The organism is Pseudomonas sp. 10C3 (assembly GCF_036346185.1).
Classification (GTDB): Bacteria; Pseudomonadota; Gammaproteobacteria; order Pseudomonadales; family Pseudomonadaceae; genus Aquipseudomonas.
Map to the genome: position 1 here is coordinate 1 of NZ_JASJVE010000022.1, position 17,432 is coordinate 17,432.

Consider the following 17,432-nt stretch of genomic DNA (forward strand, 5'->3'; position numbering starts at 1 on the left):
GGCCAGCAGCGCTTCGTAATCGAGGTCGCTGACGGCCTGGCCTTCGCCATACTCCGGGTCATCGACGTCAATCACCAACGGCGGGTGGTCCAGCATGCTGATTGCTGCGTGGATCACGTCATGGAACTCACGGTCGGTGATCAGCACTTTGGCCTCGCCGTGCTGGAGCATGAAGGCAATCGCTTCGGCATCCAGGCGCACATTGAGCGGGTTGAGCACTGCGCCGATCATCGGTACGGCAAAGTGGGCCTCAAGCATGGCAGGGATGTTAGGCAACATCAGTGCGACGGTATCGTTCTTGCCAATGCCGCGACCCGCCAACGCTGAAGCCAGACGGCGGCAGCGCGCATAGGTTTGCGCCCAGGTACGGCGGATAGAGCCGTGGATCACGGCAGGGTAGTCAGGATAGACGCTGGCAGTGCGCTCAATGAAGCTGAGCGGCGACAAGGCAATATGATTGACAGCCTTAGGGGCTAGCCCTTGTTCAAAAATCGACATGTAAAGGTACTCGGTGGCTGATTGTTAGCTCTTTAGGTGTGACCTTTCAGCATAGACTGCTGGGATCAACTTATGTCCGGCGTGTTTTATATAACAACTCTAGATAAATATGGAAGTAATACCTTAACAGTATAGTAGATATACTATATGTGATTTGCGGGTTTAAAAATTGATCCCAAGAGCGTGCCAAGGCGGGCATCTGCGGTCCAGATATTGCTTCGATATCGACTCTGAAAATGGCGATCTGCCGGTTTTGTATAAGCACCCTTCATGACCACAAGTGATGACAGGGGGCCCAGATGAGAGGTTGGACATGCAGGCACTTTTGTCACCGGGTATTCGCCTGCTTGGGCGTTTTGGATTTGCCCGCAAGTTTCAGCTGCTTTTTTTGCTGTTCATGCTGCCGTTAGTCGGCAGTCTATGGATGATTGGTCTGGATTATCGCGACAAACTTGCCCTGATTGCGGGGGAAAGGGCGGGTGTTAGCCAGTTATTGGCGCTGGAAACGCTGGACGACCTGCTGACCGCTCAGCGTGACCGCACAGCCCGCTGGAAAGCCGCCGACATTCTTCATGACCCGACCCCTGCGGCACGCGACGCCATGGGCGCGCTCGACGCAGCCAACCCCGGAATCGGACAGGCGCTAACGTTGATAGGTGCGGAATTGCACCGTGACGGCGCGACGTCAGAAACGCTGGACCGTTACCAGAAGCTACAAAGTGCGGCCACTGGACTGGATTCTGCGGCCCTGCGCACGGTTGGCTGGTGGCCGGACGGTTATGAGCGCTTCACGACCGCCTTGAGTGCGCTGCAAACCTTGCGCGAACAAATCGCTCAGGACAGTGGGTTGATCCTCGACCCTTGGTTGGAAACCTATCTGTTGATGCAGATGTCCACGAAGCAAGCGCCTGATCTGATCGAGCGTGTCGGACGTCTGGCCAGCGTGGGACAAACGTCGGTGGCGTCCGGTCAGTTCAGCCTGCAAAGCCGTTTGCAGATGCGTGATCTGCGCAGCCGACTCGGCGATGCCCGCGAGCAATTGAACAAAACCGGGGGCTCCCTAGAGGCCAGGCTCTCGCCCGATCTGCAGCCGTGGGCTGATCAATACCGTAAAAGCCAACAGCGTCTGGACGGCGAGTTCAAGGTGCTTGATAACGGTCTGTTCGGTGGCAGCATCAACCTTGATACCGGCAGTTTCGAACGTAGCGTCGATGCCTTGCTGGGTGATTTGATGGCGCTGCGTCACCAATCTCTGGTCTCGTTGGACGTGCGTCTGGCCTATTACCATGACCAGTCGGTTCGCCAATTTATCCCCGTGGCGACGATTTTTGGTTGCTTGCTGTTGGCGGCGCTTTACCTGTTTGTCTGTCTGCAGACGTCGATCCGACGCAGTGCCAGCGGCATTACAATGCTGGCGCAGTCGTTACGCGACGGTAATCTATGTGTACAGGTGCCGGTTGAAGGGCGTGATGAGCTGGCAGCGATCAGCACAGCACTCAATGCAGCCGTGGTGCAGTTACGCACAAGTCTGTTGAGCGTCGATCACGAAACGCTGCAGTTGAGTAGTGCGGTTCTGACCCTCAACACCCAGTCCAACCGCACCCTCGATGAGGTCGAGGAGCAGCAGCAACAGATCAGTCAGATCGCCACGGCGGCAACGCAACTGGCCGCCACCTCTCAAGGCGTTGCGAAAAGTTGCGAGCAGGCGTCGACAAGCGCCCAGCACACCCGCCATGTGGCCGAAGAAAGTAGCCGTGACAGTCAACGAACCACTGCCAGTATTCAGCAACTCAACCTGCGCTTGAGCGACACCGCCGCAGCGTTGGGGAGGGTCAGCGAGCAGGGTCAGCAGATCCAGTCGGTGGTGGACGCGATACGCGGCATTGCCGAGCAGACTAACTTGCTCGCGCTCAACGCCGCCATCGAGGCGGCGCGGGCGGGTGAGCAGGGTCGAGGGTTTGCCGTGGTTGCCGATGAAGTGCGTAGCCTGTCACAACGCACGCAGGCCTCTACTGCGCAGATCGCGGGAACAGTGGACAGCCTGCGCAGCACGGTAAGTCAGGCAGTCGACCTGATGGCCGCCGCGTGTGGGCAGGCTGAGACCGATGCGGCTTCGGTGACCGGGTTGGGCCTGCGACTGGGCGAAATCGCCGATGCCGTGCAGGGTGTGACCGATACCTTGGCGCAGATCGCCACCGCCGTAGAAGAGCAGGCTGCCACGGCTGACGAAGTGAGCGGCAATATCCAGCAGGTCGATCAGGCGGCAGGGCGCTTGCTGGACGGTGCGCGCGCAGTGAATCAGGCGGCCGACACGCTCAGCAAGGGCAGTCGAGCGCTGAGTGATAACACCGCACGCTTTCAATTAAGCTAGGGGTTTGAAGTAAGCCCAGGTCTGTTCATCAGCGGTCCTGGGTCAACGTCATCAACGAAAGACGTCATCCGGCATTCCGGCAGATAAATAGGCTTCCATATCGAGTACATGACGTTGCTCTTTCAGCCAGATCTTCAGGGCTCTCGGGTCTTCCAGCGCTTCACGCTGCTCCTTTAATGTCTGAATTTCAGTGCGCAGTTCCCGAAGTTTTTTCGGGAATTTGCGTGCTACGTTGGCGGGTGTGATGTGATCGCTCGGTGGCAGATTGAACTGCCTCTTGAACGCCAGCGTCAGCTCGGACACTTCGTGCTGCAAGTCATCGAGTTGATTGATCAGGACTCGGTTGTAGTGCTTGAGTTGGCCTTCAGCAATCGTGTTGATATGGCTCTGGTCGATCTGTTCGATCTCAAGTTGCAACTGCAGCAGAGCAAGCAGGTTGTTGTCGGTATAGGCCTGGTTGACCCGCTGCATCATCACGGTCTTGCGCTCTCGTTCGACAGCGTCGGTTTCGCGATCAGGGTGCAGCGCACTCACCAGTTTGCGGTAAATCTCGCGCACTGATCGGCTGGCGTTGGCGTGCTCTTCTTCCTCACGGATCTGTTGTGCGGATTTCTTGCGTGGCTTGGCGTTGCGTGTTCGCTGTTCCGCTTCCTCTGCCTGTTTTTCAAAAATGTATTGAGTGATGTCCTCCAGCGAATCCAAGTCGACGTCATCGTCCATCTTGAACCCGAACGTCTCTTCGAACGACGTCTTGAAGTGCTCGGCCTCCTCAAGCCTGTCGACGTCGAAGTGACTGCCCGCGTGCTTGTTGTAAATCGCCTTCAATGTTTCGTCATGTTCTCCGCCCATCAGGGAGGTCACCAGACCGCAGATGATCTCTTGCAGGGTCTGCCGATCATTCTTGCTGAGTTTTACTCGATCGCTGGCGTCGTCGAGGAAGTGCAGCATCTCGCTATCAAGCTGGTCAAACTCATCGAGCAATGGCTTGAAATCGGCGTTCCAGCGTTGCTGACAGCGAGACGTCGTGTTTTGCCAGGCTTCCAGTAATTGGCGTTGCGTTTCGATCTTCTTGAGCAAGGCGTTGAATTTCTTTTGCCCGGCCGACAGGTGCGGCTTGCCTGCCTGTGCGGCGATGCTGAGTTTCGGCGCCTGGTGTGTCATGGGAATCCCGCTGAGTCTGAAAATAGGGGCATTTTAAGGGACGACGACAGTTTTGTAATTGACTGCGGAATGCGCGGGAGATCACGCGCATGTACAGCCTGAAGCTGAGGCTCCACGTCGTGGAAAATGTGCGCTCAGGTGCACTAGCGATCATTCATGTTGGCAGCGATGCAGCTACGCTCAAACGGTACGTTATGGGCCTTGGGCTATGAGCATGAAAATTCATCAGCTGTCGGTCGCTGACGCCTTGGCCAGCGTGCAAGCCACTGAGCAGGGGCTTTCCCCGGCGCAGGTGCAGCGCCGTCAGCGCGAGTTCGGTCTCAACCGGATGGCCCACGCTCGGCGCCGCAGCTGGTTGCGGGCGCTGCTGAAGGAGTTTGTGCATTTCTTCTCGATAGTGTTGTGGCTGGCGGCGCTGTTGGCGTTCATTGCCGAGTGGAAGTCTCCGGGGCAAGGCATGGCTCGCCTCGGTTATGCCCTCATCGCGGTCATTCTGGTCAGCGGTGTATTCTCATTCTGGCAGGAGTATCGGATCGGGAAAGCGCTGTCTGCCTTACGCCGATTGCTGCCGCAGCAGGCTCAGGTACTGCGCGATGGCTCGGTGCTGCGGGTCGCGACCGAGGCGCTGGTGCCCGGTGATATCGTACTGTTCGCCGAGGGTGACCGGGTACCGGCAGATTGCCGGGTGATCGAGGCGTTCTCGCTGCAGGTCAATAACGCTCCCCTGACCGGCGAGTCGACGGCCGAAGCCCGCGATGCCCAACCCAGTGCTGCCGAGGACTGGCTATACGCGGGCAATATCGTGCTGACGGGCACTGCGATCATGTCGGGCAAGGGGCGCGGCGTGGTCTTTGCCACGGGCATGCACACCGAGTTCGGGCGCATCGCCCATCTGACCCAGGCCAGCGGTGCAGAAATCTCGCCACTGCGACGCGAGGTTGCCCTCCTGAGCCGCAGTATTCTGATACTGGCGCTTGGGATCGGTGTGGTCTTTTTCTGCCTCGGAATGGTGCTGGGTATGCCCTTCTGGAGTGATTTCATTTTCACCATCGGCCTCATCGTCGCAATGGTGCCGGAAGGTTTGTTGCCGACGCTGACGTTGTCGCTGGTTCTGGCCACCCAGCGTATGGCGCGCCGGCAGGTACTGATCCGTCATCTTCCGTCCGTTGAAGCATTGGGCTCGACGACGGTGATCTGCACCGATAAGACCGGCACCCTTACGCAAAATCGGATGACAGTGACCGCGCTTTGGCTGGATGGCAGTCTGTACGGCGACTTGGAGCGCGGTTTGCCCGTCGGCATTGCGCAGGCCAATGCGCCGTTTTTTCAGGTGGCCGGGTTGTGCCACGATCTGCAGCAAACCGGTCCTTGTGAATCATTGACCTACCTGGGCGACCCTATGGAGCAGGCCATGCTCCAGTTGGTAAATCGTATCGCGCCTCAGACGTGTCCGATAGCGCGCTTGCAAGAGCTGCCGTTCAATGCGGAGCGCATGCGTATGTCGGTGGTGTACGCGATGGCAGACGGGCCTCGGCTGTTGTGCAAGGGCGCACTGGAAAAGGTGTTGCCGCTGTGCACCGGACAATGGCGCGATGGTGCGATCACGCCGCTCACTGACGAATGTCGCGCCCGTATCCTGGCGGCGCAGACGTCCATGGCCGACCGTGGCTTGCGGGTCCTGGCGCTGGCGTGGCGCGACGTGGAAGCGGGGCAGATGCCTGTCGAGCAGACGTTGGTCCTCGCGGGGTTGGTCGGACTGCAGGATCCGCCCCGACCAGAGGTGCCGGGGGCGATTGGCGCCTGCCAGGCTGCGGGCATCAAAGTGATCATGGTCACGGGAGATAACCCGCACACGGCGCTGGCGATTGCGCGCGAGATAGGCTTGGTACGCTCGGATGCGCCGCAGGTGCTCACCGGCGCACAGCTTTTGCAGTTGTCCGATGCGCAGTTGCAACTGGCGCTGGACGCGGCCGAAATCATTTGTGCCCGCATCGCGCCAGAGCAGAAGCTGCGGATCGTCGAGACGCTCAAGCGCAAAGGCGAGATCGTTGCAGTGACCGGTGACGGGGTGAACGACGCACCCGCCCTAAAGAGCGCCCATGTCGGTATTGCGATGGGGCTGTCGGGCACCGATGTAGCCCGCGAGGTGGCCGACATGGTGCTGCTGGACGACAATTTCGCCAGCATCGTCAATGCCGTCGAAGAGGGGCGTGCGGTGTTCGACAACATCCGCAAATTTCTCACCTACATCCTGGCGCACAACATGGCGGAGCTGATTCCCTATCTCGGCTTTGTGCTGGTCAAGCTGCCCCTGGCAATCACGCCCTTGCAGATGCTGGCCATCGACATGGGCACCGACACCCTGACCGCGCTCGGCCTCGGGGTGGAGCGGCCAGACCCGCAGATCATGCAGCGCCCCCCGCGTCCCCCGGGGGAGCGCTTGTTCAACCTGGGCGTTGCCCTGCGTGGTTATGTGGCGTTGGGCTTGTTTGAAGCGCTGGCAACCGTGTCGACGTTCATCTTTGTCCTGCAACGTGGTGGCTGGACGTTCGGCGACACAGTGGCTTTTTCCGATCCGCTTTATCACCAGGCAACCACCGGCAGCCTGGCGGCCATTGTGGTACTTCAGGTGGTCAACGTCTTTCTCTGTCGAAGTACGACCCGCTCGGTCTTCGACACGGGGGTGCGCGGCAATCCCCTGATTCTTTGGGGTGTGGCGCTGGAAATCGTCTTGATCCTGCTTTTTACTTACACCCGTTGGGGCAACGCGCTCTTGGGTACCGCGCCACTGCCGTTCGAAGTGTGGCTGTTCCTGTTGCCGTTTGCCCTGCTGTTGATTGGGCTGGAGGAGGCGCGTAAAGCGTTTGTCAGGCGCCGATGCCCCAGTCCATGAACCGGCGTCACTTCAATCGGAGGCATTTTCTGGGTATCTGCGGTTGGCATGATCCTGATCATGGAACCCAAACGGATGGCTTTGGATAATTGCCCGAACACCACTTCAATTAGGAGCTTCTATGTTTCCCGAATACCGTGATCTGATTACTCGCCTGAAAGCTGAAGATAAGCACTTTTCCCGTCTTTTCGATGAGCATAATGAGCTCGATCAGCGCATCAAGAACATCGAAGCCCGCATTGAGTCGGGTACCGAGCTTGAAATTGAAAATCTGAAAAAAGAAAAGTTGACCTTGAAAGACCAGCTTTACGTGATTCTCAAGAACGCTGAGACCGTATAGTTTTCGAGTCAGGGATGTTTATAAGATTCAAGGTTACCTGGTGTGTCTGGATTGCTCAGGTCCGCGTGGGCAGTCCCTTTTCGAGGAGTCTGGCGAATTGATCTGCCGGAACCGGACGGCTAAACAAATACCCTTGAACCTCATCGCATCCTGATTCGTTGAGGAACGCCAATTGGGCATCGACCTCCACACCCTCAGCGATCACCGTGAGCTGCAGGGTGTGCCCAAGCTGGATGATGGCTTTGACGATTGAGGCGCCATCGGGATCGGTCAACATGTCCTGCACAAACGATTGATCAATCTTGAGCTTGTCGACCGCCAGCTGTTTAAGATACGAAAGGCTGGAATAGCCGGTTCCGAAATCGTCGATGGACAGGTTCACACCCATGGCCTTCAAGCCGTGCAGGGTTTCTATCGTGGCATCCACGTCCTGCAGCAGAATGGATTCGGTCAGTTCCAGTTCCAGCCGGTCCGGTCGCAACCCAGACGTGGCAAGCGCAGCAGACACCACTTCCAGAACGTTCCCGCGCTTGAACTGCAAGCCCGAGAGATTGACGGCTATTACCGGTGCCGGTGAATATTGACTCTGCCAGACCTTGGCTTGACGACAGGCTTCGTTGAGCACCCATTCGCCTATCGGAACGATATGGCCACTGCGCTCAGCCAGAGGAATGAACTTGCCCGGAGGCACAAGCCCGTCGATCGGATGCTGCCAGCGGATCAGGGCTTCCGCGCCGATGATCCGACCACTGCGAATGTCTATCTGAGGCTGATAATGGAGCACGAATTCGCGATTTCGCAGGGCATTGCTTAATCCCCCGGTGAGTCGAACTTGCTCAATCAGACCGATATTCATTTCACGCGTGAAGAAACGATAGGTATTGCGCCCCGCCTCCTGGGCACTATTGACTGCCGTGTGGGCGTTATTGAATAGGGTGTCGAGGTCCTCTCCATCATTCGGGAACAAGCCAATGCCGATGGAGAAAGAAATACTTAGTTTATGGCTGCCGATTTCCAGGGGGTCAACAAAGACCTCCTGGATGGCATTCGCGAAGCCAATAATTTCCGCAACGTGGTAATTCCCCGTGAGCAAGACAACAAACTCGTCACCGTTAATTCGACTGATCGTTGCGGTCATTGGGATGCACTGCCACAGCCGTTCAACGACCATGACCAGTACCTGGTCGCCGACAGCGTATCCCAAGCTGTTATTGATCCGCTGAAAATGATCCAGATTGAGGTAAAGCACAGTAAGCGTGGTGTTTTCGCTCTTGCTGGTGAGTACTGCGTGCTCAAAGCGGTCGCGCAGCAGCAGACGATTGGGCAGGTGGGTCAGTGGGTCGTAATGCGCCAGGAACGCCAGCGTTTCTTTGGCGGCGGCATGCTCCGCACGGGTACGCAACGCCATGATGCCGTAAGCCAGTTCGTTGGCCAGCTCCTGCAGAAGCTTCAGCTCGTCTGGGTCGAAGGCGTGCGCTTCGCTTGCGTAAATGGTTAACGCGCCCAGCACTTTGGCGTCGCAAATGAGTGGCAGGGCCACACTGGATTGGTACCCATGCTGGATCGCCGCCTCGCGCCACGGCGCCATTCGCGGGCTGTTCTGGATATCCTGGCTGATATTCGGCTGACCGGTGCGGATGGCCATACCGGTCGGACCCTGACCGTTCTCGGTATCCGCCCAAGAGATATTGATCCCGTCGAGATACCCGTTGTCATAACCGGATTGCGTTATGGGTCGCACCATTTTGGCTTCATCCTGCTCCGCATAGCCAACCCAGGCCATCAGGTAATTGTCCCTGTCGACACACAAACGGCATATTTCAGCCAGCAGGGTGTACTCATCTTCAGCGTGCACCAGCGCTGTATTGCAGCGACTGAGCAGCCGCAAGTCGCGATTGAGCTTCCTGAGCACCGTTTCGCTTTGCTGCAAGGCTGATGTCATGTCTTTGGCAATGACCAACGCTCGTACTCGGCCTGTCACCAGCAGCCAGCCGACCAGGGCCAATAGCACGCTGGCAACGGTACCGGAAACTGCAATGATGTCGGCTTTGTCACTTTTCAGTCGGGCGTCAAAGGGTGCCAGTGAACTGACCGCTACCGTCCACTGATGGCCAAAAAGAGGAACAAGCCGGGTGGTGTGAAACTCGGGAGCCGAGCTGTCGCTACGGCTGTTCGAGCTGAAGATCAATGCGCTCTGTCCGACCGAATCACCGTCGTAGAGGTCTAGACTCAGTGTGGTGCCGGCTTCCCCAAAGCGTTTTCCCGGAATGCCGTCCATCAAGTCATTCATGCGGAAGGGGGCATAGACCCAACCGATCAGGTTTGCGCGGCGTTCATCGACTGTCTGATGGGGTGCTTGCAGACGATAGACCGGGTGGTACATCAGGAATCCTGCCTGAACGTCCTGATCGGTTTCCTGCAGCAGCCGAACCTTGCCCGAGATAGAGGTAATTTCCTCATCCCTCGATTGATCCAGTGCCGCGCGACGAACAGGTTCGGAATACATGTCGTAGCCAATCGCGCGCTGATTACGCCAGTTGAAAGGCTCGAGGTAGATGACCGGCGTGTAGAGGTCTCGGTTACCGCTGGGATTGATGGTGTAATCAACCCGGCCCTCGGTACGTACATCGGCGATGTGCCTGGATTTGTCCTCCGGCAACACCCGTGGAGCAAAACCTAATCCCTGGATGCCTGGGTATTTGCCTTCGAGTTTAAGAGCATCAACGTATCTAGCGAACTCGCTGCGCGTGACAACGAGCGACGTTGCGAACAGGCCAGACAGGCCTTCCATTAGTTGCTCGTAACGTTGTAAGCGCCTGTTGGTGTTCTCGATGATTTCGTTGGTACGGTAGTCGAACTCATCGTGGAGCGCCTGTCGGGCAGACTCGCGAGGAATGTCCTGAAGTGCATAGGTCAGCGCCAGACCCAGGCAGAGGAAGACCCAGGGTATGAACCGAAGACGATTGGAAAGGACTTCATAGTTAGGCATTGGCTAGATTCCCTAGATGTCCTATGACGACTCTAGATGCAAAAAACCCCCTGTTTCAGGGGGTTTCAGGTTTTCATTGGGTTTCAGACAGTTTCTGCAGCCCAATGAAATAGCGGTAGCGACTTATACGTTGAAGCGGAAGTGCATCACGTCACCGTCTTTGACGATGTAATCCTTGCCTTCCAGGCGCCATTTGCCCGCTTCTTTAGCACCGGCTTCGCCTTTGTACTGGATGAAGTCTGCGTAGGCGATGACTTCGGCGCGGATGAAGCCTTTTTCGAAGTCGGTGTGGATCACTGCTGCGGCTTGCGGTGCGGTGGCACCCACGCGGACAGTCCAGGCGCGAACTTCTTTTACGCCTGCGGTGAAGTAGGTTTGCAGGTTAAGCATTTCGTAGCCCGCGCGGATCACGCGGTTCAGGCCAGGTTCTTCAAGGCCCAGAGCCTCAAGGAACATGTCCTTCTCTTCGCCATCGTCGAGCTCGGCGATTTCTGCTTCGATCTTGTTGCACACTGGAACTACGATTGCGCCTTCTTCTTCGGCGATGGCACGGACCACGTCCAGAAGCGGGTTGTTCTCGAAGCCGTCTTCCGCAACGTTGGCGATGTACATGACTGGCTTGATGGTCAACAGGTGGAAGCCACGAGCCAGTTGTTTGTCATCGGCATTCATGTTCTTCACCAGGCTGCGCGCGGGCTTGCCTTCGGAGAAGTGGGCGATGAGTTGTTCCAGAATGGCTTTTTGCGCAACAGCTTCCTTGTCGCCGCCTTTGGCATTGCGGGTCACTTTTTGCAGCTGTTTTTCACAGCTGTCGAGGTCGGCGAAGATCAATTCCAGGTCAATGATTTCGATGTCGCGTTTCGGGTCGACACTGTTGGAGACGTGAATCACGTTCTCGTCTTCGAAGCAGCGGACCACGTGGGCGATGGCATCGGTCTCGCGGATGTTGGCGAGGAATTTATTGCCCAGGCCTTCACCTTTCGAGGCGCCAGCAACCAGGCCGGCGATGTCGACGAATTCCATGGTGGTCGGCAGTACACGTTCCGGGAGAACGATGGCCGCCAAAGCGTCCAGGCGTGCGTCCGGCATCGGCACGATACCGGTGTTCGGCTCGATGGTGCAGAAGGGGAAGTTCTCAGCCGCGATGCCGGATTTGGTCAGGGCGTTGAACAGGGTGGACTTGCCGACGTTGGGTAGGCCGACGATGCCGCAATTGAATCCCATGATATTTCCCCTTGGAGTTAGTCAGGCCTTCTGGCTGTGCAGGTTTTTCATCGCGCGGTTCCATTCACCGGCGAAGATATCCGGCAGCACGCCGAGGGCAAAATCGATACTGGCGTCCAGTTTTTCCTGTTCAGCGCGTGGCGCTCGACCCAGAACAAAATTGGAGACCTTGCTGGCATCACCTGGGTGGCCAATGCCAAGCCGCAGGCGGTGAAACGTATTCTGATTGCCGAGCTGCGCGATGATGTCGCGCAGTCCGTTATGACCGCCATGGCCGCCGCCTTGCTTTAGCTTGGCAACGCCGGGAGGCAGGTCAAGTTCATCATGTGCCACCAGTATGGCGTCTACCGGAATGCGATAGAAGCCAGCGAGCGCCGCCACGGCTTGGCCGCTGCGGTTCATGTACGTGGTGGGGATCAGTAGACGAACATCCTGACCCTGGTGAGTGAATCGCCCGGTCAGGCCAAAAAATTTTCGCTCGACGGCAAGATTGACGCCTTGCGCCGCAGCAATACGCTCAACAAAAAGAGCCCCTGCGTTATGCCGGGTCTGTTCGTATTCGGCGCCTGGATTTCCCAGGCCAACGATCAGTTGTATGGCAGTCACGACAGGGGCTCTTCCTTGGAGTTGTGGATAACATCGCTAGGCGTAGCGACAGAAGTGGGCGAAATATGCTCATTTACCATGATGTAAACTCCGCGATCTCGCCCGCTTTGCCTGACTATCGCTCGCGACGCTTTCTGAGCAACTCCGACGTTACCAAGCAATGAATTACTCGGCAGCGGTTTCTGCTTCAGGTGCTACACGTGGTGCGTGAACGTTGGCAACAGCCAGGTCGTTACCGTGTACCAGTGTTACGAACTCAACGCCTTTAGGTGCTTTGAGGTCGGACAGGTGAATGATGTCACCCACTTCAGCAGCGTTCAGATCGACTTCGATGAACTCAGGCAGATCTTTCGGCAGGCAAGTTACTTCGACCTGGGAAATAACGTGCGAAATTTCGCCGCCTTTCTTGATCGGTGCTTCTTCGTTGATGAAGTGCACAGGTACGTGAGCGATCAGTTTCTGACCAGCGATAACGCGTACGAAGTCAGCATGCATCACGTGGCCCTTGGCCGGGTGACGTTGCAGTGCTTTGATCACGACGTTCTGCTTGGTGCCACCAATGTTCAGTTCGATAACGTGGCTGAAAGCAGCGTCGTTTTCCAACAGTTTGGCAACTTCTTTAGCCAGCATGCTGATCGATTCAGGGGCTTTTTCGCCACCGTAAACGACAGCTGGAACCAGGCTTGCGAGACGACGCAGGCGGCGGCTCGCACCTTTCCCCAGGTCGGAACGCACTTCAGCATTCAAAGTAAAGTTATTCATGTTGTTTCTCCAAAATAACCACATTCGCCCAGCGGTTGCGACCGGCGCTCAGACGATATGGGCAAAAAAGCCCCGCCCCAACAGTAGGTTGGGGCGGGGCGCTTTTCGACAGCGTAATGCAACCGTGGGCAGAGCCCTTAGCGGAACATCGCGCTGATCGATTCTTCGTTGCTGATGCGGCGGACCGCCTCAGCAACTACCGGTGCAATATCCAGTTGGCGGATACGTGAACAGGATTGTGCGGCAGCGGACAACGGGATGGTGTTGGTCACCACCAGTTCGTCCAGCATGGAATTTTCAATGTTTTCGATAGCCCGACCCGACAGCACAGGGTGTGTGCAGTAGGCAAAGACCTTGGCAGCGCCATGCTCTTTCAGGGCCTTCGCCGCGTGACACAGAGTGCCGGCGGTATCGACCATGTCGTCGACCAGAATACAGGTACGCCCTTCGACATCACCGATGATATGCATCACTTCAGAGTGATTGGCTTTCTCACGGCGTTTATCGATGATCCCGAGATCGACGCCCAAGGATTTGGCAACAGCCCGTGCACGCACGACGCCACCGATATCCGGGGAAACAATCATCAGGTTTTCGAAGCGTTGATCTTCGATGTCATCCACCAAAACGGGGGAGCCGTAGATGTTATCTACCGGAATATCGAAGAATCCCTGAATTTGGTCCGCATGCAAATCAACCGTAAGAACACGATCGATCCCCACCACGGTCAGCATGTCAGCGACAACTTTCGCGCTGATAGCTACACGTGCGGAACGCGGACGGCGATCCTGGCGGGCATAACCAAAGTATGGAATCACCGCAGTGATTCGAGACGCTGAGGAGCGGCGGAAGGCATCTGCCATCACAACCAGTTCCATCAGGTTATCGTTGGTTGGTGCACAGGTTGGCTGGATAATGAATACGTCTTTACCGCGGACGTTTTCATTGATCTCGGCACTGATTTCACCATCGGAAAATTTGCCGACGGAGATATCACCTAGAGGGATATGCAGCTGGCGTACTACACGCCTAGCTAGATCGGGGTTAGCGTTCCCCGTAAAGACCATCATCTTGGACACGCGCACTACCTGCCGGCTGAGGGTATACCTGGATGAGTATAGAAAATGGCAGGGGCGGCTGGATTCGAACCAACGCATGGCAGGATCAAAACCTGCTGCCTTACCGCTTGGCGACGCCCCTGTAATGTTTCACCTTGAGTGCCCAGCACTCAATTCTTAGAACAGATCTTGTAACTTGCGATGCAACATCGAAACGTTGCTTCCCTTTGCTACAAACCCTGTAAGGGTCTCTGTAAGAAGGGCCGAGACTTTATCAGCTTCGGCTTGGTTTGGGAAGGCCCCAAACACACAACTTCCAGTTCCGGTTAATTTTGCTTCGGCAAAATTGCCTAACAAATTCAAAGCGTTACGAACAGCTGGGTAACGCCTCTCTACAACCGGCTGACAGTCATTTCGACTGTTTCCCTCGAGAACGGGGCGCACTTTAATGGGAGGAGTGTCTCGTGTCAACAGTGGATCTGAAAAAATTTCTGCTGTACTTACAGATACTTGCGGTACAAGCACCAGATACCAAGGCTCTTCGGGGTTTACAGGGGTCAGTATTTCTCCGACACCTTCAGCAAACGCAGCATGTCCACGCACGAAAACCGGGACGTCCGCGCCTAATGTCAGGCCCAATGCGGCCAGGCGATCTTCATCCCAGCCAAGTTTCCACAGGTGATTCAGACCGAGCAATGTGGTGGCCGCATCGGAGCTTCCGCCGCCGATTCCTCCGCCCATGGGCAGACGTTTTTCCAGCCAGATGTCGATACCAAGGGTGCAGCCGGATTGTTTTTGCAATGCACGAGCGGCTTTTACGATCAGGTTACTGTCGTGGGGCACGCCGGGAATTTCAGTTTGAAGGCGGATTTCTCCGTCATCGCGTACGGCGAAACTGAGTTCGTCACCGTAGTCGAGAAATTGAAACAGCGTCTGCAACTCGTGATAGCCGTCTTCGCGACGGCCAAGAATATGCAGCATCAGGTTGAGTTTGGCGGGTGCCGGCAGCGTCAGGCGAGGGGTGTGCATGATTATTGCCCCAGTTTGCGTGGTTGCCAGTCCTTGATCACCAGCGTGACGTCGAGGTCCTGGCCGTGCAGCTTGATGCGCTCAGGCAGCCAATAGCCGTTCTGTTGCGTGTAGCTCAGGTATTCGACTTGCCAATCGTCCTGCTCGAGGCTGGCAAGGCGACTGTCGCCATCCAGGTTCAAGCGACTCCTGCTGCCGGGGGCGGGTAGACCGCGTACCCACCAGACAAGATGCGACACCGGTAATTTCCAGCCTAGTTGTTGTTGGAGCAAGTCTTCCGGGTTGGCAGCTTCGTAGCGGCCCTGATTGGCTACTTCCAGGGCGACGCTACCCGGTCGTCCGGTCAAGCGGGCTGCGCCGCGTCCCAGGGGGCCTGAGAGGCGGATATCGTAGTAGTCCTGACGTTGCAGCCAGAACAAGGTGCCGCTGCCCGAATCCTTCGGGGCGCGAATGCCGACCTTGCCGCTGATTTGCCACCCGTCAAGGCTGCTCAGTTGTGCTTTGTGTTCGCGCCATTGCGCGGGGTTGCCTTGGCCCTGCAGGGCTTCGCGAGAGGTAAAACCGGCGCAACCGGCGAGCAGGGCGATCAGGCTGAAAACGATAACGTGGCGCAAAAACATAAAATTAGAGAGTCTCGGATCCGGTCAGGCGCCGCAGAGTGCTGCGCAGAATAGGGCTATCAGGTTGTTGCTCGAGGGCTTTGCTCCAGACTTTCCGGGCTTCGCGCTGCTTGCCGTTGGCCCACAATACTTCGCCCAGATGGGCGGCGACTTCGTGGTCCGGGAAGCGTTCCAGCGCCTGACGCAGCAAGCGTTCGGCTTCATCGAGGTTGCCCAGGCGGTAATTTACCCACCCCAGACTGTCCAGTACGGCTGGGTCTTCCGGGTTCAGTGCGTGCGCTCGTTCGATCAGGGCCTTGGCTTCGGCATAGCGCGTCGTGCGGTCTGACAGGGTGTAGCCCAAGGCGTTCAAGGCCATGGCGTTGTCAGGCTCGCGCTTGATAATCGCGCGCAGGTCTTTTTCCATTTGCGACAGGTCGTCGCGTTTTTCCGCGAGCATGGCTCGTGTATACAGCAGGTTCAAGTCGTCGGGATACTGCTTCAACGCCTGCCCCAGCACTTGCCAGGCTCGATCGCTCTGGTTGTTGTTTGCCAGGGTTTCGGCTTCGATCAGGTACAGCTGAATCGCATAGTCGGGCTGCGCTTCGCGTGCGGCGGCCAGGCGTTTCGAGGCTTCGGCCACGCTACCGTTGCTCATCAGAATGTCGCTTTGGCGCAGTTGCGCCGGCAGGTAGTCATTGCCGGGGCCGACCTGAGCGTATTCGGTCAGGGCGTTTTGCGGATCGCTGCGTTCTTCGTAGACACGGCCGAGGTTCAGGTGCGCCGAATCAACGTGGCTGCCGCGAGCGATCAAGTCTTCCAGGTAGCCAACGGCTTCATCCCAGGCTTTGGCTTCAAGGCAAACCAGCGCCAGCGAATAACGCAACTCGTCGTCATCCGGGAACTGTTGCACCAGGCTGGAGAACTCGACTTTGGCGTCGTCCATGCGGTTCTGTTCGACCAGCATGCGGGCATAAGTCAGGCGCAGGCGTTTGTCGTCCGGGTATTGGCGAATGCTTTTTTCCAGGATCGGCAAGGCTTCTTTGCCTCGGTCCATGCCCTGCAGGAGGCGGGCGCGCAGCAGAATAGGGGTCACGTCGCCGTCATTGGCTGGATTGTCTTCCAGCAGTTTCAGGGCGCCTTGGGCGTCACCGTTCTGTTGGAGGAGCAAGGCTTTGCCGAAGATCAGTTGGCCGTTTTTCGGGTATTTCTTGAGCAGGCGATCGAAGCTGGTCAGCAAACCGTTGCGGGTATCTGCATCGGTTTCGGCGGCAGACAGTGCCAAAAAGTCAAAATGCGTATCGCCCTGTCCTTGCAGGACCTTCTCCATGTACGCCATGGAATCGTCATAGCGTCCGGCGCGGGCCAATTGAATCGCCGCCGCGCGTTGTGCTTCAAGATTGGTCGGGTCGTTTTTCGCCCAGATCAGCGAGGTATCCAGTGCTGCCTGATCGGCGCCCAGGTACTCGGCAATGTGGAAGGCGCGTTCGGAAATCCCTGGATCCTGAGTATTGATCGCTTGGGTGACGTAGTTATCCAGCGCGATGTCGAATCGGTTGCGCTGACCCGCCAGCTCCGCACTCAACAGGCTGAACACTGTGTCTTCGGTGAACGAGCTATAAACCTGCGGCTTGGGTGCGGGTGCGGGCGTCGTGTCTGCGGCCGGTGGCGTAGCATCCGGTGAAACGGGGGCTATAGCCTGGCAACCGTTCAGAAACACAAAGGCGAGAAGTAACGCGGAGGATCTATTCATATATAGGGAGAGGGCGACTTACCTGCGGTCGGATCATCATGACACAAGCCTAGGAGCAAACCCACAGCCTATGCGAAAACTACTCAACTGGCCTTTGGCGAGGCCAAAACACGGCCGATAAACGGCTTAAAAGGGGCCGCTCTATTCGG

The 17,432-nt window shown here is 57.1% G+C and carries 13 protein-coding genes and 1 tRNA gene; 3 read left to right on the forward strand and 11 right to left on the reverse strand.

Annotated elements, in window-relative coordinates; all coding sequences use genetic code 11:
- The coding region (locus QN399_RS20210) for an AMP-binding protein (RefSeq protein ID WP_323569220.1) at positions 1–498 on the reverse strand (498 nt) is incomplete at its 3' end.
- A 313-nt stretch (positions 499–811) separates the two neighbouring features.
- Here QN399_RS20210 and QN399_RS20215 point away from each other — a divergent pair.
- Positions 812–2,869 (forward strand): methyl-accepting chemotaxis protein, encoded by a 2,058-nt coding sequence (locus QN399_RS20215; protein ID WP_322177901.1) that lies wholly within the window; start codon positions 812–814, stop codon positions 2,867–2,869.
- A 51-nt stretch (positions 2,870–2,920) separates the two neighbouring features.
- Here the strand turns inward: QN399_RS20215 and QN399_RS20220 are convergent, their stop codons facing one another.
- Entirely contained in the window at positions 2,921–4,030 is a 1,110-nt protein-coding gene (locus QN399_RS20220) for a molecular chaperone DnaJ (protein WP_330201520.1), read from the reverse strand.
- A 214-nt stretch (positions 4,031–4,244) separates the two neighbouring features.
- Between QN399_RS20220 and QN399_RS20225 the strand changes: the two genes are divergently transcribed.
- Both QN399_RS20225 and QN399_RS20230 read left to right on the forward strand, forming a co-directional pair.
- A complete protein-coding gene (locus QN399_RS20225) occupies positions 4,245–6,923 on the forward strand; it encodes a cation-transporting P-type ATPase (protein ID WP_330201521.1) in 2,679 nt (892 codons plus the stop codon).
- A gap of 121 nt (positions 6,924–7,044) precedes the next feature.
- Positions 7,045–7,263, forward strand: a complete 219-nt coding sequence (locus tag QN399_RS20230; RefSeq protein WP_322177904.1) for a YdcH family protein — start codon at positions 7,045–7,047, stop codon at positions 7,261–7,263.
- Positions 7,264–7,318: 55 nt separating this feature from the next.
- Here QN399_RS20230 and QN399_RS20235 read toward each other — a convergent pair whose 3' ends face one another.
- From QN399_RS20235 to QN399_RS20275, 9 genes are all read right to left on the reverse strand, one after another.
- Positions 7,319–10,252: an EAL domain-containing protein gene (locus QN399_RS20235; RefSeq protein ID WP_322177905.1), complete on the reverse strand. Its 2,934-nt coding sequence runs from the start codon at positions 10,250–10,252 to the stop codon at positions 7,319–7,321.
- Positions 10,253–10,375: 123 nt separating this feature from the next.
- Complete coding sequence (gene ychF, locus QN399_RS20240; RefSeq protein WP_322177906.1) at positions 10,376–11,476, reverse strand: redox-regulated ATPase YchF; 1,101 nt, start codon at positions 11,474–11,476, stop codon at positions 10,376–10,378.
- A gap of 21 nt (positions 11,477–11,497) precedes the next feature.
- Positions 11,498–12,082 (reverse strand): aminoacyl-tRNA hydrolase, encoded by a 585-nt coding sequence (gene pth, locus QN399_RS20245; RefSeq protein ID WP_322177907.1) that lies wholly within the window; start codon positions 12,080–12,082, stop codon positions 11,498–11,500.
- Between the two features lie 165 nt (positions 12,083–12,247).
- Complete coding sequence (locus tag QN399_RS20250) at positions 12,248–12,844, reverse strand: 50S ribosomal protein L25/general stress protein Ctc (protein WP_322177908.1); 597 nt, start codon at positions 12,842–12,844, stop codon at positions 12,248–12,250.
- 137 nt (positions 12,845–12,981) lie between these two features.
- The gene (locus QN399_RS20255) at positions 12,982–13,923 is read right to left on the reverse strand and encodes a ribose-phosphate pyrophosphokinase (protein ID WP_219063551.1); all 942 of its coding nucleotides are present in this window, start codon (positions 13,921–13,923) and stop codon (positions 12,982–12,984) included.
- Positions 13,924–13,969: 46 nt separating this feature from the next.
- Positions 13,970–14,044 (reverse strand) — tRNA-Gln (locus QN399_RS20260).
- Positions 14,045–14,079: 35 nt separating this feature from the next.
- The gene (gene ispE / locus QN399_RS20265; protein WP_322177909.1) at positions 14,080–14,931 is read right to left on the reverse strand and encodes a 4-(cytidine 5'-diphospho)-2-C-methyl-D-erythritol kinase; all 852 of its coding nucleotides are present in this window, start codon (positions 14,929–14,931) and stop codon (positions 14,080–14,082) included.
- A gap of 2 nt (positions 14,932–14,933) precedes the next feature.
- On the reverse strand, positions 14,934–15,551 hold the full coding sequence (lolB, locus tag QN399_RS20270) for a lipoprotein insertase outer membrane protein LolB (protein WP_322177910.1): 618 nt from the start codon (positions 15,549–15,551) through the stop codon (positions 14,934–14,936).
- Positions 15,552–15,555: 4 nt separating this feature from the next.
- Positions 15,556–17,283 (reverse strand): tetratricopeptide repeat protein, encoded by a 1,728-nt coding sequence (locus QN399_RS20275; RefSeq protein WP_330201522.1) that lies wholly within the window; start codon positions 17,281–17,283, stop codon positions 15,556–15,558.
- Positions 17,284–17,432: the final 149 nt, after the last annotated feature.

What these genes read in the sequence shown, in the direction of transcription:
- QN399_RS20275 (WP_330201522.1), bottom strand. Translation starts at nt 17,283, where the DNA reads ATGAATAGATCCTCCGCGTTACTTCTCGCCTTTGTGTTTCTGAACGGT.
- QN399_RS20220 (WP_330201520.1), bottom strand. Translation starts at nt 4,030, where the DNA reads ATGACACACCAGGCGCCGAAACTCAGCATCGCCGCACAGGCAGGCAAG.
- lolB (WP_322177910.1), bottom strand. Translation starts at nt 15,551, where the DNA reads ATGTTTTTGCGCCACGTTATCGTTTTCAGCCTGATCGCCCTGCTCGCC.
- QN399_RS20250 (WP_322177908.1), bottom strand. Translation starts at nt 12,844, where the DNA reads ATGAATAACTTTACTTTGAATGCTGAAGTGCGTTCCGACCTGGGGAAA.
- QN399_RS20225 (WP_330201521.1), top strand. Translation starts at nt 4,245, where the DNA reads ATGAAAATTCATCAGCTGTCGGTCGCTGACGCCTTGGCCAGCGTGCAA.
- QN399_RS20230 (WP_322177904.1), top strand. Translation starts at nt 7,045, where the DNA reads ATGTTTCCCGAATACCGTGATCTGATTACTCGCCTGAAAGCTGAAGAT.
- ispE (WP_322177909.1), bottom strand. Translation starts at nt 14,931, where the DNA reads ATGCACACCCCTCGCCTGACGCTGCCGGCACCCGCCAAACTCAACCTG.
- QN399_RS20215 (WP_322177901.1), top strand. Translation starts at nt 812, where the DNA reads ATGCAGGCACTTTTGTCACCGGGTATTCGCCTGCTTGGGCGTTTTGGA.
- ychF (WP_322177906.1), bottom strand. Translation starts at nt 11,476, where the DNA reads ATGGGATTCAATTGCGGCATCGTCGGCCTACCCAACGTCGGCAAGTCC.
- QN399_RS20235 (WP_322177905.1), bottom strand. Translation starts at nt 10,252, where the DNA reads ATGCCTAACTATGAAGTCCTTTCCAATCGTCTTCGGTTCATACCCTGG.